This is a genomic window from Streptomyces sp. NEAU-W12 (genome assembly GCF_026242095.1).
Lineage (GTDB): Bacteria > Actinomycetota > Actinomycetes > Streptomycetales > Streptomycetaceae > Streptomyces.
On record NZ_JAPJDM010000004.1, the window covers coordinates 97,356 to 112,392 of the forward strand.

Sequence of the window (15,037 nt, forward strand, 5' to 3'; positions counted from 1 at the left end):
ACCTCCGCCCGGTATGCGACCGGCCCGGCCGTGCCACGGGAGCCGTCCGGCCCGGAGGCCGGGCCGTGCAGGCCTCCCGTCCTCGCCCGCCTGACCACCCACCGCCAGGGCCTGCGCCCCGGCCCCCTCTCGGTACGGCCGCACGGATGCAGGTGGCGCACGGTCGAACACCCCACTGTGCGCCACCTGCTCGACCGCCCGCCCCTCCCGGGGGCCGGTCCACCGGGGAACGCACCCGCCCCCTCCCCGACTGCTCCACGACCCCGCCGCACAGGTTAAAGATCAAGCTAGCCGGCGTAGGTCTCGAACTCGGCTATCTCCGGGGTTCCGTTGGAGCCGGTGATCTCGAAGGTGACCTTACGCAGCGAGGTCTGGGGGAACGTGACCACGCCCGCGCCGCTGCCGGCCGCCAGAACCGCGCCGGAGTCGCCGTTGAGGACCCGCCAGGACCCGATGGCGCCCTCGGAGCCCGAGGCCTCCCGGATGGTGAGCGCGGACACGCTGGTGGCGGAGGGCCACTTGACCGAGACGGAACCGGTCGGGCCCGCCGGTGACCAGAAAGTGCTCGGGTCACCGTCGCGCACGTGGCCGTAGCTGGTGCCGTCCGCCCTGCTGGAGCCGTCGGAGCCGGCGCCGATGCTGAGGTTGGTCCCGCCGGGCCGCGTCGGCTCGGGGGCCGTGGTCGGGGAGGGGCTGGGGGCGGGGGCCGGGCCGGCCGCCGAGGTGCTCGGGGCCGGGGCGGGCGCCTGCGAGGTGCAGTTGCCGTCCGACACCTTCAGCCCCTTGTCGGCCCCGGCCGTCCGGCCGACCACGTCCGGCACGCAGTCGGCGCGGTCGAGCTTGAAGGAGTAGGGGATGGTGACCGTGGTGTTGGACTTGGGGTCGGGACCGGCGGGCCGGTTGTCGCCGTCGGCCTCGGACCAGGTCACGTTGTCGAAGACGTTACCGCTGACCTGCCAGTATCCGGTCGTGTCGGTGTAGAACGTGCCGAGGACGTCCTTGGAGTCCTCGAAGTAGTTGTTGTCCACCTTGGCCTTGGCGCCGGCCCGGGAGTTGATGCCGGACGAGTTGAGGCTCCGGTAGTGGTTGTTGTACATGTGGGCCGTGCCGCCGCGCAGCAGGGGGGCCCGGGAGTCGATGTTCTCGTACAGGTTGTGGTGGTACGTGATGAAACCGTTCGAGAGCTCGGTCTCGCTGGAGCCGACGAGGCCACCGCGGCCGGAGTTGCGCAGGACGCTGTAGGACAGGGTGACGTACCGGGTGTCGTCCTTCATGTCGAACAGGCCGTCGAAGCCCTCGGACTCACCGCCCGACGCCTCCAGCGTGGAGTGGTCGACCCAGACGTTGCGGACGCTCTTCTCCATGCTGATGGCGTCACCGCCGTTGGACGTGGGCGAGCCCGACTTCTTGACGTTTCGGACGGTCACGTTCTGGATGATGATGTTGTCGGCTTCACGGATGTGGATTCCCAGCTGGTCGAAGACGGCACCCTTGCCGACCCCGACGATCGTGACGTTGCTGACCTGCTTCAGCTCGATCACCCCGGCGGCGGTGTTGCAACTGCCGCCGGACACCTTGCTGGTGTTGCCGTGATGAATGGTCCCCTCGACCTCGATGACGATCGGTGTGTCCTCACTCGCACGGTCGCAGAGCGCCTTGTGGATCTCGGTCCCGGTGGTGGCCCGGACCGTCTCCCCGTCCTCGCCGCCGGTGGTCCCGCCGTTCCGGGTGGCGAAACCGGTGGCGCTGCCGCTCACCGCGGACGCCGTCCCGGGCAGGGACAGGAACACGCCGGTCCCGGCCGCGACGGCCGCCGCGGCCACCGCCGCCTGGAGCCGCAGCTTCGACCTGCGGTGGGACTTCGGGCGCTGGGTGCTGCTCTGGGGTGTGGTCAACGTGCTCTGCTTTCTGGTGCGTGGAAAGCGGTCCGTGCCCCGTGCTTCGTGTGAGGCGGACCGTGTAGCACCTCCCTGTCGCCGCCCGCACCGGAAAGGTTGCCGTTCTTCGAAAGAAGATCTCCGCTTGGGATTTCCGGCCGTGCTCGTGCTCACGCGGAACCGCCCGCTTCCCCGCCGGTGCGCTGCTGGAGTTCCCACAGGGACCGGAACAGGCCGGGCTCCCGGGTGAGGTGCGCGTAGGTGCCTTCCTGCACGATCCGTCCTTGGTCGAGGACGACGATCCTGTCGGCCACGGCGACGTTGGTGAGCCGGTGGGTGATCAGTAGGACGGCCCGGTCCTTGGCCAGTTCCCGCAGCCCGGAGAAGACATGGTGCTCCGCCCGCGCGTCCAGGGCGGCCGTCGGTTCGTCCATGACGAGCAGCGCCGCCTGCCGGTGGAAGGCCCTGGTGAGCACGACACGCTGCCACTGCCCGCCGGACAGCTGCTGGCCTCCGTACCACTCCGACGTCAGGAGCGTGTCGAGTCCCGACCGCAGACCGGGCAGCATGTCCGACGCCCCGGACGCCTCGCAGGCGGCGAGGACGGCGGCGTCGCCGGTGTCTCCCTGCCCGAAGGTGATGTTGTCGCGGAGCGTCAGCGGCAGGTAGGTGTACTTCTGCGGGGCCAGGGCGACATGCTTCCACGCCTCCCAGGGCTCCAGCCGGGCCGTGGTCGTGTGGTCCCACGCCACCTCGCCGGACGTGGGCAGCAGCAGGCCGCAGATCAGCCGGGACAGAGTGGACTTGCCCGAACCGTTCTCCCCGACCAACGCCACGATCTCCCCGCGCCGCACCCGCAGGGACACCCCGCTGAGGCTGTCCCGCTCCGCCCCGTCGTACCGGTGGGTGATGTCCCGGACCTCGAACCGCTCCGGCGCCCCGGGCAGGGTCCGGTCGCCGCGGGAGGCGGCCATGGCCTGCCCGTGGGCGTTGTCGAGGAAGTTCTGCCAGTCCTGCACGTACCAGCCGGTGCGCACCAGCCGCGCCCCGCCGTTGATGATGCCGCGCACGGACATCGTCGCGGTCTGGAGGGCGAAGACCGCGCCACCCCCGGCCGCGAGGTCCATCCGGCCGGAGGCCAGCAGCCACAGCAGCGCGGCCCACACAGCGGCCGACGCCAGACCACCGGCGAGAGCACCGCCCAGCCCCGTCCACGCACCCGTGTCCGCGGCCCTGCGCTCCGCGGCGTTGACCGAGGCGGCGAGCCGCCGGTACCGCGCGGTGAGGAACGGCCCGGCCAGACAGGCCCGCATCTCCTCACCGGACTCCACATACGCCATGTGCCAGCGCAGCTTGTGCAGCATCCGGCGCCGCCCCGACGTCTCCAGACCCGCCAGGTACACCACCCGCGCGGCCCGCACGTACGCCGCGGCCTGCGGCAGACACGCCAGGAGCAGCAGCGGGAGCAGCACGGGGTGCAGCACGGCGAGTACGGTCGCGCCCGCGGCGAGTGTCGCCGTCGAGGCCAGCACGTCCTGTGCCTCGTCCACCAGGTCCGGGGTGACCTGGGCGCCGCGGTCGGCGATGTCGTAGAAGTCGTTGTAGCCGGGCTTGTTGTTCGCGGCGAGCTCCGCGCCGAGCGCGGCCTCGATCATCGTCAGCTCCGCCGCCCGCGCCAGTACCGGCCGCAACCGCCCGGTCAGCCACGTCACCGTGATCCCCAGCAGCGCGCGCAGGCCGGTCGCCACGGCGATCACCGCCAACCGCGGCGCGGCGTCCCACAGCCGCTCGGTGATGCCACCCGACGAGATCAGCGCGGTGATCGTCCCGGTGACGGCGAGCAGTCCCAGCGCCGCGAGCACCCCGGAGCCGACCTGGCACGCCAGCAACCCGACCGTCGCGCCGCGGTCCACCTGCCAGGCCATCCTCAGGGACCGGCGGACCAACGCGGGCAGCCGCCGCGCCATCGTCCCGGTCGTCAGCTGCGCACCGGCCCGGTGCCTGGACTCGTCCCGGTACAGGAACTCCTCGTCCTGCGCGCTGCCCGCACCCCGCGGGGCGCCCGTGCCGGTGTTCGTGCCCGTATCCGTGCCCGATGCTTCGGGATCGGGCTGTTCCTGTGTGCTGGCCGAGGTCAACGTGGGCCCCCTGACGGTCGCTGCGACTGGCTTGCCGGGTTCAACGACCCCGCCCGGGTTTCGAACACATGTGTTTCGGTCGGGAGCCGAACCCCGGGATCGGGGGCGCGGCGGAGCATGCGGGGTGCACCGACCCTTGCCGGGCAAAGGACCGTGCACACGACGGCGGTGGCCGAAACGCCGAGCGTGCCTTCCGCCCGAGAGCCCCGGCCGTCCCGCGGGCCACGGGGAACGGCCGGGCCCCGGTCCCACGCCCGTGTGCCCACGGGGCCGGGCCGTCGTCGACGCGTCGGCACGGCGTCTGCGTCCGTCCGGCGGGAGCAGACGGGGACGCCCCGTGCACCTCGGGTGCACGGGGCGTCCCCCGGCCCGCCGGACGTGCTCCGCGGCGGAGCCCGGGCCGAAGCGGGAGCGTCCGGGCCGGTGGGCGTTCCGGACCGCGGCCTCGGGATCAGCTGCTGCGCAGCCGGGTCAGCGTCGCGTCCAGGTCGGCCTCGCGGGGCCGGTTGTGGGGGAGCCTGGCGAGCAGGGCGGCCATGCCGCAGGTGTTGGTCACCGCGGAGAAGACCAGGCCGCCGGCGATACCGGCGGCCAGCAGCCGGAAGGCCGGGTGGACGAACTCGCCCAGGGCCAGGCCCAGCAGGACGACCGCGCCGGCGGCCAGGCGGACCTGGCGCTCCATGCCCCAGGTCGCCCTGGTGCTCCCTTGTGGGCGGTCGAGGTCGTGGCCCTCGGCGGCCCAGGCACTGGTGCCTCCGGAGAGGGTGGCGGCGTGGACGCCGTTGTCGGCGAGCATCCGGCAGGCGTTCCCGGAACGGGCGCCGGAGGCGCAGACGACGAGGACCTCGCCGCGACCGGCGGCGGAACGGATGTCCGGCAGGGCGCGGTCCAGCTGGTCGAGGGGGATGTTGAGAGCGCCGGGGATGTGGCCGCCGGCGTACTCGCCGGGGGTACGGACGTCGATGACGGTGAGCTCGTGGAGACGGGAACGGGCCTGGCGGGGGTCGACGGTGGTGGGAGCGGGAGCGGTCATGGTCGATGTCGTCCTTCGTGTCGGTGCTGTTTCGCGAGGGGAGGGGGAGTGCCCGTACCCCGCGGGATGTCCGTGAGGGGCGATGGTCGTGGGGATCGGTGGTGCGGGCGCGGAGCCGCGATCGGTGCCCGGCCGTGCGGACACGGTCACAGGAGCGCGTCGACGAGCATGAGGGCGGCGACGGCGAGCAGCAGATGGGCGAAGAGACGCTGCAGCGTCCTGCCCCGGACCTTCGCCGACAGCCGTTTCCCGTCCCAGGCACCCAGGACCGCCGCCGTGGTGAACGGCGCGATGACCGTCCAGTCCAGGTGCATTCCGGTGCCGGCCCGGGCGCCGAGCGCGGCCAGCGAGTTGATCATGATGACCAGCAGGCTGGTGCCGACGGCCCGGCGCATGGGCAGGTTCAGCACACCCACCAGGGCCGGCACGGCGAGGAAGCCGCCGCCCACGCCCAGGAACCCGGTCACCGCGCCGAGCCCGGCGCCCGCGGCACCGGCCCTGCCGGGATGTACCCTGCCGGAGGTCCCGGCGTGGGCGGGACGCAGCATGCGCAGGGCGGCCAGCGCCGCGATGACGGCGAAGGCGACGGTCAGCACCGTCTGGGGGAGGTGTCCGGCGGCGGCCCCGGCGATCACCGCGGGCACGATGCCCGCCGCCGCGAACAGCAGTCCCGTCCGCCAGGCCACGTTGCCGTCCCGGGCGTGCCCCGCGAGTGCCGTGACCGTGGTCAGGACGACGATGATCAAGCTGGTCGTGGCCGCATCAGCCGGGGTGAGGCCGAGCAGGTAGATCAGGGCGGGCAACGCCAGGACACTGCCGCCACCGCCCAGCCCGCCGAGGGCCAGGCCGACGACGGCACCGGCGACGAGCGCGAGAACCAGGGATGTCATGCCACCGAACCGCTGTTCCCGCGTGCGTCGACGACCGGATGTCCGGCGCCGGCCCATGCGGTCATGCCGCCCTTGACGTCCACCGCCTCCGCGCCGCGCCCGGCCAGCAGGGAGGCGGCCCGCTGCGAGCGGTTCCCACTGCGGCAGATCACCACCAGGGGCCGTTCCCGGGCCGCGCTCGGCAGGGCCGCTCCCGCCGCGAGGCGGGACAGCGGCGCGTGGACCGCGCCGGGCGCGTGTCCGGCGTCCCACTCGGTCTGCTCGCGCACGTCCAGCAGGACGGCCGGGGCGTCGGCGCCCCGGGTGCGCCGGTGGGCCTCGTCCGCGGTGACGCGGTCCTCACCGCGACGGAAGAGGGACATCACACAACCTCTCGAGAAGTCGTAGGGGGGGAGGGGCGGGCGGGCCCGCTCAGTCGGTGACCAGGGCCAGTCCGGCCTCGGCGGCGGCGTCGAAGCCGTCGTCCACGGCCACCACGTCACGACCCGCGGCGTCCAGCAGCGAGGCGGCGATCGCGGCCCGCATGCCGCCGGCGCAGTGCACCCACACCGTGCCCGCCGGGACCTCGCCGAGCCGCTTGTGCAGCTCGTGGATCGGAAGGTGCACGGAGCCCTCGAGGTACCCGGCGGCCCGCTCCGAGTCGCGCCGCACGTCCAGCACGACGATCCCGTCCGTGTCCTGTCCGGCCAGTCCGGCGAACGTGGACCGGGGGAAGGAGGCGGGGGAACCGCCCTCGGCCACCCACTCCCGCGGCGTGCCGGTCGCGGCGGCCGCGGGCCGGTCGATGCCGACCCTGGCCAGCTCCCGCTGGGCCGCGGCCAGCTGCTCCGGGGACTCGGCGAGCAGGGTCACCGGCTTGCCCCACGGAATCATCCACGCGAGGTACGTGGCGATCTTCCCGTCCGCCTCGAAGTTGAACGATCCGGCGACGTGCCCCTCGGCGAACGCGACCCGGTTGCGCAGGTCCACGACCCACTCACCGGCCGCGAGGCGGGCGGCGATCTCCTCGGCGTCCGCGACGGCCGGAGGCCTCAGGTCCACCGGAGCCGGACCGGCGGCGTTGGCCGGGCCCATGTGCGCGTAGTAGGCGGGGACGTCGTCGAGGTCCGCCAGCAGGCGGGCGACGAAGGAGTCCACGTCCGTGGTGAGCGCCGTGTTGACGGTCTTCTCCTTGCCGATCGTCGTGGCGTCCCCCTCGGCCTGCGCCGAGGAGCAGAAGCTGCCGAAGCCGTGTGTCGGCAGCACGGACGTCTCGTCCGGCAGCTCGGCCGCCAGGCGGTGTGCGGAGGCGTGCTGGGCACGGGCCAGCCGATCGGTCAGGCGGGGCTCCACCAGATCCGGGCGGCCCACCGTGCCGATCAGCAGCGAGCCGCCGGTGAACGCGGCCACCGGATGTCCCTGCTCCCGCAGCACGTAGGAGGTGTGGTGCGGGGTGTGACCCGGGGTGGCGAGGGCCCGCAGCCCGAGTCCGTCATCGACGGTGACGGTGTCGCCGTCGGCCACCGGGATCCGGGCGAAGGACACCCGCGCGCCGGCCGGTACCAGATAGGCGGCACCCGTCGCCCGCGCCAGGTCCAGGCCACCGGTGACGTAGTCGTTGTGGACGTGGGTCTCCACCACGTGCGTGATCCGCACCCCGCGCCGGGCTGCCGCCACCAGCACCTGGTCGAAGTCGCGCGGCGGGTCCACCGCCACGGCCGTCTGCCGGCCACCGGCCAGGTAGTGGCGGTTGCCGAGGCCCTCGATCTCGATGGTGTCGATGAAGAACACGAGGATCTCCCTTCCGTGAAATTACCCCCCTGGGTATATATGTCACCGTAACACGAGTACCCCCAGGGGTATTCCGGACGTGTCTGCCGGTGCCTTCTCGCGTGCCTGTGGCAGGGTCGTGCCGGGACCCGCGTGCGGCGTGGGAGCTCGGCGCGAGTGTGCGAGGTTCGTCCCGGAGCGCAGGGGCCGTGCGGCAGGCGGGGTCGCCGACGCGGGTGGGGGTGCCGGTGCGGCGGTTCGGCCCGGCTTCCGGCCTGGCGGGGCGACCGGCCCGGCGGGGCGACCGGCCCGGCGGGGCGACCGGCACGGCGGGGCGACCGACCCGGCCGCCGGGCGGCCGGCTGCGGGCTCGATGATGGCCCGACCGCGTGCGGCCGGGTCAGGCGCGGGTGGTCAGCGAGGCGAGGGCGGCGTCGAGGCGCCGGGTGGCTTCCTCGGCGACCGGGCGCAGGGCGTCGAGTTCGGTGAGGGCGACCATCGTGCCCGGGTCGAGGGCCTGTACGGCGGTGCGTCCGCCCTCGGTGCGGACGACGACGTTGCAGGGCAGCAGCAGGCCGACGGAGCGGTCGGTGTCCAGGGCGCGGTGGGCGAGGGAGGGGTTGCAGGCGCCGAGGATGACGTAGTCCTCCATGTCGTGGTCGAGCTTGGCCTTGAGGGTGGAGGTGACGTCGATCTCGGTGAGGACGCCGAAGCCCTGGGCGGCGAGGGCTTCGCGCACCCGGTCCACGGTGGTGGCGAAGTCGGTGTCGAGGTGCACGGTGCGGGCGTAGTGCATGGTCTTGCCTTTCAGTCGTTCCCGATGCCGGAGCGGGTGTCCGGGTGGCTGCGGGCCACTCGTGCGCTGCGGCGCGGCCGCCCGGACGTGCGGGTGCCGGACCGGGCGTCCCCCGCGGTTCTCACGCCAGTGACAGGAAGAGCCTCTCCAGTCGGCCGCGCATCTGCTCGGTGTCCTCACCGTTCTTCCGCCCGGTTTCGAGGTCGGTCACACACTGCTGCAGGCCGGTCGCGATGATGGCGAAACCGGCCCGGTCCAGGGCGCGGGACGCGGCGGCGAGCTGCGTGACGACGTCCTCGCAGTCACGGCCCTCCTCGATCATCCTGATGACGCCGGAGATCTGGCCCTGCGCGCGGCGCAGCCGGTTCAGTACGGACCTGAGGTCCGCGCCCTCGAGCTCCAGTTCCACGATTACTCCTCGGTTGTACCCCTAGGGGTATTGTGTGTTCCGATCCGGTTCGTGTCGGCCGGCCGCCGAGGCGGCTCCCTTGCCGCCTGTGATGCCCGCAGGGTTCTTGTGCCGTCGCAGGCCGCCCGGAAGTCGGCCGGTGCGACGGCGGGGCCGGTGGCGATCTCCTCGAAGTCGTCCTTTGCGGGTCCGGTGGCGGGCGCACCCTTCCCTCTTCCCCCTCGTACCCGGTGGGGTATATCGGCACAACCGGCCGAGCGGCGGATCTGTTCCGGAGGGGCGTAGCCGCGCAGCGCGGACAAGCGCGTCGTGGACGCCGCATGCCCGGGACCGGAAAAGCGGTCACACCCTCCGTCACGTCCGTGGGGCCGCCCATCGGCATCGGTGGTCCGGCGGCCGTGGAACGACCTCCCCCTCTGCCCCCGACCGGCCCAGGCGACCGCAGCTGATTCTCGTCGGTCCAAGGACGGGGAAGGGCGGGTGTGCGTGTTCCTCCGCTCCCGGGAACACCGGGCTCACCCACTTCGGAAGAGGGGCGCGGCACGGGAGGCTGAGGACCGGACAGCGCGCTGAGCGGTGGAAGGCTGGGCGATCAGGCGGTAAAGAGGTAACCAACGGATCATGCTGCGCGGCGTTGGCCGCCGTACCCCCGGAAGGGACACCACCATCATGTCCGCTCACCACCACGCCGCCCCCACAGCAGGCCGGACCAGAGTGCAACAGGCCGCCCTCGCCGTCGGTGCGGTGTTCCTCCTGATCGGCGTTCTCGGCTTCGTTCCCGGTGTCACGACCGACTACGACACCATGAAGTTCGCCGAGCACCACTCCGAGGCCAAGCTCCTGGGCGTCTTCCAGGTGTCGATCCTGCACAACATCGTCCATCTGCTGTTCGGTGTCGCCGGCATCGCCATGGCCCGCACGGCTGCCGCCGCTCGAGCGTTCCTCATCGGCGGCGGCGCGATCTACTTGGTTCTGTGGATTTACGGGCTGGTCATCGACCAGGACAGCGCCGCGAACTTCATTCCGGTCAACACGGCCGACAACTGGCTGCACTTCGTCCTGGGTGTCGGCATGATCGCTCTGGGTGTCCTGCTCACCCGCCGCACCGCACCGAGCACCCGCTGACTCCAGCGGCCGGAGCCTGGTCGCGAGGGTGGCTGCGAAGGGTGACGAACCCTCGCACTCCCCTCTCCCCGGCGGGGCAGGTCTCCAGCATGTCCTTCACAACAGTGGCCATCGCCTGACAGCTCCTTCGCTCTCGTGGAAGCCGGCCGTTCGCCGGCGCCCTGCCGTTCGGTGCGGTGTCCGGGGAGCACCCGGACGGGTGCGGTAAACGCATGCCTGCCGGTGCACGGCCTCAGACGGTTCTCAGTGCCGTCACGGCAGGGTGGGGGTGGGGCCGGCGCGGTCCCTCCTCACCTCGGGCGGAACGCCCGTTGGGAGCGGTGCCAAACGGCTGACCGGGTGACCGGCAGGAAGGCCGACGCGCCGAAAGGGCATATCCCGTTCGGAACCGGGCAACCAGACGGGCATGCTGAACGTCCTGCTGGCGGTGGTCGGTGCCCTGGCACTGGTGGTGGCGACGCTTTCCGGGCCGCTTCGGCGCGCGCCGCTGAGCGCGCCGCTCCTGGCCCTGCTGACAGGGGTGGTCTTCGGCCCGGAGGTGCTGGGGGCTGTTGACCTGCCCACCGTGGTGGAGGAGAACGAGGAACTGCACGAGGCCTCCCGCCTGCTGCTGGCGGTCTCGGTCATGTCCGTGGCTCTGCGCTATCCGTTCCGTGACGTGCGAACGCGGGTGAGACCGCTGCTCGTCCTGCTGGTCGTGGCCATGGTCGGGATGGCACTGCTCACCACGGTGGTGTCGGCTGTCGTACTCGGTCTCGGCCTCGGTGCGGCGGCGCTGCTGGGAGCGGCTCTGTGCCCGACCGACCCCGTACTCGCCTCCGGCGTCGTCACCGGCGAGCCCGCCGAGAAGGGGATCACCGCCCGGACCCGGCAGCTGCTCTCCCTGGAGTCGGGCGCCAACGACGGGCTCGCTCTGCCCTTGGTGCTCGCCGCTGTGGCGATCGCCGGGCCGCTGACGGGAACGCGAGCGCTTACGGAGTCCCTGTGGCAGGTACTGGGGGCCGTCGTCCTCGGAGCGGCAGCAGGCTGGCTGGGCGGAAAAGTACTGCGCACAGCGGAGAGCGGCGGAAGCATTTCATCCGGCCCTCTGCTGGTGTACACCCTGCTGCTGGCCCTCTTCGTGCTGGGCGTCTCCGGGCTTGTGCGCATCGACGGCGTTCTGGCCGTCTTCATCAGCGGCCTGGCCTTCAACGCGGTCAGCTCGATGGATGAACGAGCGAGTGAGAACATGATCGACGAAGCGATCAACCGCTTCCTCGTCCTGCCGCTGTTCGTGCTTCTCGGAGCTGTGATCCCCTGGCGTGAGTGGGGCGATCTGGGCTGGTGGCGCAGCATCCTGCTGGTCCTCGGCGTACTGCTGATGCGCCGTCTGCCGATTGTGCTCGCCCTCAAACGCCCTCTGTCCCTGCCCTGGCGGGACGCCGTCTTTCTGGGCTGGTTCGGTCCCATCGGCGTCTCGGCCCTGTTCTACCTGACCATGGAGGCCCACCGGCTCGACACCGACCCCAGGGTCCTGGCAGCCGGAACGCTGGTCGTCGCGGCCAGCACCGCCGTGCACGGCATCACCGCGGCCCCCGGCCTGACCCTCTACCGCCGAGCGGTCGCCCGGAGCGCCGGGAGAACCGTGGAATGAACCCGCCGGTGACGGTCCCGGGAGGCGCCCGTGACGCCCGCCCTCGCCGATTCGGTGCTCACCGCGCTGTCCGTGGCGACGGACACCGGCCCAGCGGCCGGGGCGCTGCGGAGGGCGCTGCTCGCCACCCGGGGCCTGGCGTGCGGCGGATCGCTGGAGCGCTCAGGAACCCGCACGCTCCTGACCGCCCTCCTCACCCGGACGGCACTGGTGCGGGCCGGATGGCGGATCGTGTTCACCGCCCGTGAGCCGGCCGCAGGCCGGGGCGGAGGAGCGGGACAACGTGTCCCGCTCCGGCACGAGGCCGGTCGAGGACCGCTCGGAGGACCTCGAGGTGGCGGTCACCGACCTGCGGGATCGACCACCGGGCCGTGCTCCTTGTGGGGAAAACCCTCGCGCGGGGTACCTGTGGAACCGTGTTCTTCGATTCCTGGGACGAACTCGTCCGCGTACTCGTCATGGCGGGGCCGGCCTACCTGATCCTCGTCGCCGCGGTCCGCACGTCGGGCAAGCGGACCCTGTCGAAGATGAACGCCTTCGACCTGGTGGTCACGGTCGCGCTGGGATCGACCCTGGCCACCATCCTGCTCAACCGGCAGGTGGCCCTCTGGGAAGGGGCCCTGGCGCTCGGCTCGCTGGTGGTGCTGCAGTTCGTCACCGCCTGGGCCTCGGTCCGCTTCCGGCGTGTTCGCCGACTGGTGAAGGCCGAGCCGACCCTGCTGCTGCGCGAGGGCCGCATGCTCCACGAGGCGATGCGACGCCAACGGGTCACACCCGACGAAGTGCGGCAGGCGATCCGCGCCCAGGGAACCGGGGCACTGGAGCTGGTGCACGCGGTGGTGCTGGAGACGGACGGCAGCTTCAGCGTGATCTCCCGTTCGCAGTACGGCTCGGGAAGCGCCATGGACAACGTGCCGCAGTGGCACACGCCTCACCACGACGACGCCGACCAGTCCTGAGGGTCCCTTTGGATCGTCTGCGGACCGAAGACGAGTCGGGCATGCGGGACCCGGCCGTGTGCGGGGACATGGTGTACGCGTTCGAGGGGAGCGGCCCCTCGACGAGACCGGGAGCGCCGTTGCCTGTCACCGGCCCACGGGATCGCCGTCGGCGCCGTCGCTCCAGGTGCGCAGCATCAGGTGGCCGCCGTGGTGCAGCGGTGTGCTCAACCGCAGACGGTTCGCCTCGCGGCCCGTCCGCGCGTCGACGACGTGCACTTCGCCGTGGCCGCCGCGGGTGACGGCGACCCAGTCGGAACCCGGTGAGGCGGCCACCGCGCGGCGCTGGACGCCCTCCCAGGGGGTGCCGCCGCGACGCGGAGCGCCCTCCATGGCGGGCAGGGCGAAGCGTCGGACGCCGTCGTGGGCGTCCAGGAGGATCAGTTCGTCACCGTCGGGGTGGACGCGGGTGAAGACGGTGTGGCGCCGGGCGAGAGCCAGCCGGAAGACCAGGCCGTGGCCGAGGTCCGTGAGGAGCGTGCGCCCCGTCCCCAGTTCATGGCGCCATGCCTGGTTGGTCCACTCCGGCCACCGCAGCGGGTCCGGAACACCACCGCGCAGCGTGGTCCACAGCGTCTGCCGACGGGTGTCGAGGCGCAGGTACCAGCCCCGGGCGGGTGACTCCCACGGGATCACCGCCTCGGCCACGAGCGTGTCGCCCTCCCTCCGCGCCCGGTGGACACCCTCGCTCGTGGCCGCGAACACATGGCCCGAGCCGGGTGTCTGGGCGTCTCCGTGTCCGTCGTCCGGCAGCGGCAGGAGTGCGTGGGGCGTGACCGCCGGGCAGCCGGGCGGAGCCGCGAGGAGGTCCGCGAACCGGTGCACGGCCAGTGCCCCGGGTTCCCGGTGCCGCAGTACGACCAGCGGATCGGCCTCGCCCAGCACCGTCACGCCCGGTTCGCCGACCCGCGTGCGCACCCGTGCGGTTTCCCCGCTGTCCAGGTCGACGACCGTCAGCAGGTCCGACCACGGCTCGGTGTTCCTGCCCAGACCGGTCGTGACGGCCAGCCGGCGACCGGGCGGGTCGCAGGCGAGGTGCTCGGCCGGCACGGCGACCGGCACCGCGGACTCCACGAGCTCCTCGCCGAAGGGATCGAGCACCAGGAGCTCCCCCCGCCGGTCGTCGACACAGGCCACCCGCCCTCCCGGCAGCGCCAGGAACCCGGCGTGTTCGGAGAGGTGGCGTCCTGTCAGCCGTCCCGTGACCGTGCCGTCCGGCACGGTCAGCACGTGTACGGAGCCGTCCACGTGGTCGGAGACGAGCAGTACGGCGGCAGCGCGCATGGATTCCTCCAGAAAACCGGTCTCGTGAAAACGATTATCATGTATCTTCGGTGCGTTCCCGGTCCCTGAGAAGAAGCGAGGGCGTCGATGCTGCGCTCACCGTCGAGATTCGTCCGCAGTTGGATCACCGCAGCGGTGGCGGGTTCCGTCCTGGTCGGCTGCGGATCCTCGTCCGTCGAACCCGCGGGCGACCAGGCCAGGCCCGCCGCGAGGACCGAGGTCACCGTCGAACCCATCAAGGCGACGACGGAGCTGACCGACACGAACGGCGTCGACATCTCCCTGGACGGAAAGCCGGAGCGGATCGTCTGCCTGTTCGCGCTCTGCGACGACATCCTGACCGAACTGGGCATCGTCCCGACGGCCACCAACAGCGCGTTGCTCGCCCACCCGGGCTTCCTCGGGGAGGAGAAGGCGAAGGAGGTCGACGTCATACCCGGCGGGTTCATCGCCCCGGAGGTGGAGGCGATTCTCTCCCACAAGCCGGATCTGGTGATCGGCCTGGGGGACACCCACGGCAAACTCGCCCCGGCGCTGAAGGGCGCCACCACGTTCTGGGCCATGCAGCCCGAGACGTGGGAGGACAGCGTGGGGTACCTGCGCGACCTCGCCGCGCTCACCGGCCGCACCGCCGAGGGGGAGAAGGCCGAGAAGACCTTCCGGACCAGGCTCGCCGGGGCCGAGAAGGCCCCGAGCGAGAAGACCGCCCTCATCATCTACGGCAGTGACGAGAACTTCGGCGTCGCGACCCCGGAGGGTGACGTGGCCGCCAGCCTGTTCCCCAAGTTCGCTGACTACCCGTGGAAGTCCCGCGGTGTGGAGGGAAGTTACAGCCTCGAGGAGATCCTCGCCCAAGGCGTCGACGTGCTGTTCGTCGAGACGATGAGCTTCGGCGACGCGGAGGGCGAACTGTCGGAGAAGCTGGCCGAGAACCCTCTCTGGAGCAAGATCCCGGCCGTGCGGAACGGTGACGTCCACGAGGTGAACCCAGAGGTGTGGGCCAAGGGGCGTGGCACCCGCTCCCTGGGTATCGTCCTCGACGAGGCCACGGCCGCGCTGCGGTGAGGGCGCCCCTCTCGGCGCCCGCCGCGGCGGACCGCACGGC

The 15,037-nt window shown here is 72.1% G+C and carries 13 protein-coding genes; 4 read left to right on the forward strand and 9 right to left on the reverse strand.

Translation table 11 applies throughout. From position 1 onward, the window contains the following. Window positions 1-287: 287 nt before the first annotated feature. The 8 genes from ORI94_RS06630 to ORI94_RS06665 all read right to left on the reverse strand — a co-directional run bounded on the left by ORI94_RS06630 (window position 288) and on the right by ORI94_RS06665 (window position 8,892). On the reverse strand, window positions 288-1,895 hold the full coding sequence (locus ORI94_RS06630) for a pectate lyase family protein (protein WP_266073408.1): 1,608 nt from the start codon (window positions 1,893-1,895) through the stop codon (window positions 288-290). A 152-nt stretch (window positions 1,896-2,047) separates the two neighbouring features. Beyond that, a complete protein-coding gene (locus ORI94_RS06635; protein WP_266073599.1) occupies window positions 2,048-3,898 on the reverse strand; it encodes an ATP-binding cassette domain-containing protein in 1,851 nt (616 codons plus the stop codon). Window positions 3,899-4,466: 568 nt separating this feature from the next. Next, window positions 4,467-5,048 carry a rhodanese-like domain-containing protein gene (locus ORI94_RS06640; RefSeq protein ID WP_266073410.1) on the reverse strand — a complete coding sequence of 194 codons (582 nt, stop codon included), beginning with the start codon at window positions 5,046-5,048 and terminating at the stop codon, window positions 4,467-4,469. Between the two features lie 146 nt (window positions 5,049-5,194). Continuing rightward, window positions 5,195-5,938: a sulfite exporter TauE/SafE family protein gene (locus tag ORI94_RS06645; protein ID WP_266073412.1), complete on the reverse strand. Its 744-nt coding sequence runs from the start codon at window positions 5,936-5,938 to the stop codon at window positions 5,195-5,197. Next, window positions 5,935-6,300, reverse strand: coding sequence for a rhodanese-like domain-containing protein (locus tag ORI94_RS06650; protein ID WP_266073414.1), 366 nt, complete (start codon window positions 6,298-6,300; stop codon window positions 5,935-5,937). The genes ORI94_RS06645 and ORI94_RS06650 overlap by 4 nt, the downstream gene beginning before the upstream one ends. A 49-nt stretch (window positions 6,301-6,349) precedes the next feature. Beyond that, the gene (locus tag ORI94_RS06655; protein WP_266073417.1) at window positions 6,350-7,708 is read right to left on the reverse strand and encodes an MBL fold metallo-hydrolase; all 1,359 of its coding nucleotides are present in this window, start codon (window positions 7,706-7,708) and stop codon (window positions 6,350-6,352) included. Window positions 7,709-8,087: 379 nt separating this feature from the next. Beyond that, a complete protein-coding gene (locus ORI94_RS06660; RefSeq protein ID WP_266073420.1) occupies window positions 8,088-8,483 on the reverse strand; it encodes a DUF302 domain-containing protein in 396 nt (131 codons plus the stop codon). Window positions 8,484-8,604: 121 nt separating this feature from the next. After that, window positions 8,605-8,892, reverse strand: coding sequence for a metal-sensitive transcriptional regulator (locus ORI94_RS06665; RefSeq protein WP_266073422.1), 288 nt, complete (start codon window positions 8,890-8,892; stop codon window positions 8,605-8,607). A 669-nt stretch (window positions 8,893-9,561) separates the two neighbouring features. Here ORI94_RS06665 and ORI94_RS06670 point away from each other — a divergent pair. From ORI94_RS06670 to ORI94_RS06680, 3 genes are all read left to right on the forward strand, one after another. Then, window positions 9,562-10,017 (forward strand): DUF4383 domain-containing protein, encoded by a 456-nt coding sequence (locus ORI94_RS06670; protein WP_266073424.1) that lies wholly within the window; start codon window positions 9,562-9,564, stop codon window positions 10,015-10,017. Window positions 10,018-10,423: 406 nt separating this feature from the next. Next, window positions 10,424-11,650, forward strand: a complete 1,227-nt coding sequence (locus ORI94_RS06675; RefSeq protein WP_266073426.1) for a cation:proton antiporter — start codon at window positions 10,424-10,426, stop codon at window positions 11,648-11,650. A 416-nt stretch (window positions 11,651-12,066) separates the two neighbouring features. Further along, a complete protein-coding gene (locus ORI94_RS06680) occupies window positions 12,067-12,609 on the forward strand; it encodes a DUF421 domain-containing protein (protein ID WP_266073428.1) in 543 nt (180 codons plus the stop codon). A gap of 126 nt (window positions 12,610-12,735) precedes the next feature. On the opposite strand, the gene ORI94_RS06685 is transcribed toward ORI94_RS06680, so the two are convergent. After that, window positions 12,736-13,932 (reverse strand): hypothetical protein, encoded by a 1,197-nt coding sequence (locus ORI94_RS06685; RefSeq protein WP_266073431.1) that lies wholly within the window; start codon window positions 13,930-13,932, stop codon window positions 12,736-12,738. Between the two features lie 87 nt (window positions 13,933-14,019). On the opposite strand from ORI94_RS06685, the gene ORI94_RS06690 reads away from it, so the two are divergent. Continuing rightward, window positions 14,020-14,997: an ABC transporter substrate-binding protein gene (locus ORI94_RS06690; protein ID WP_266073433.1), complete on the forward strand. Its 978-nt coding sequence runs from the start codon at window positions 14,020-14,022 to the stop codon at window positions 14,995-14,997. Window positions 14,998-15,037: the final 40 nt, after the last annotated feature.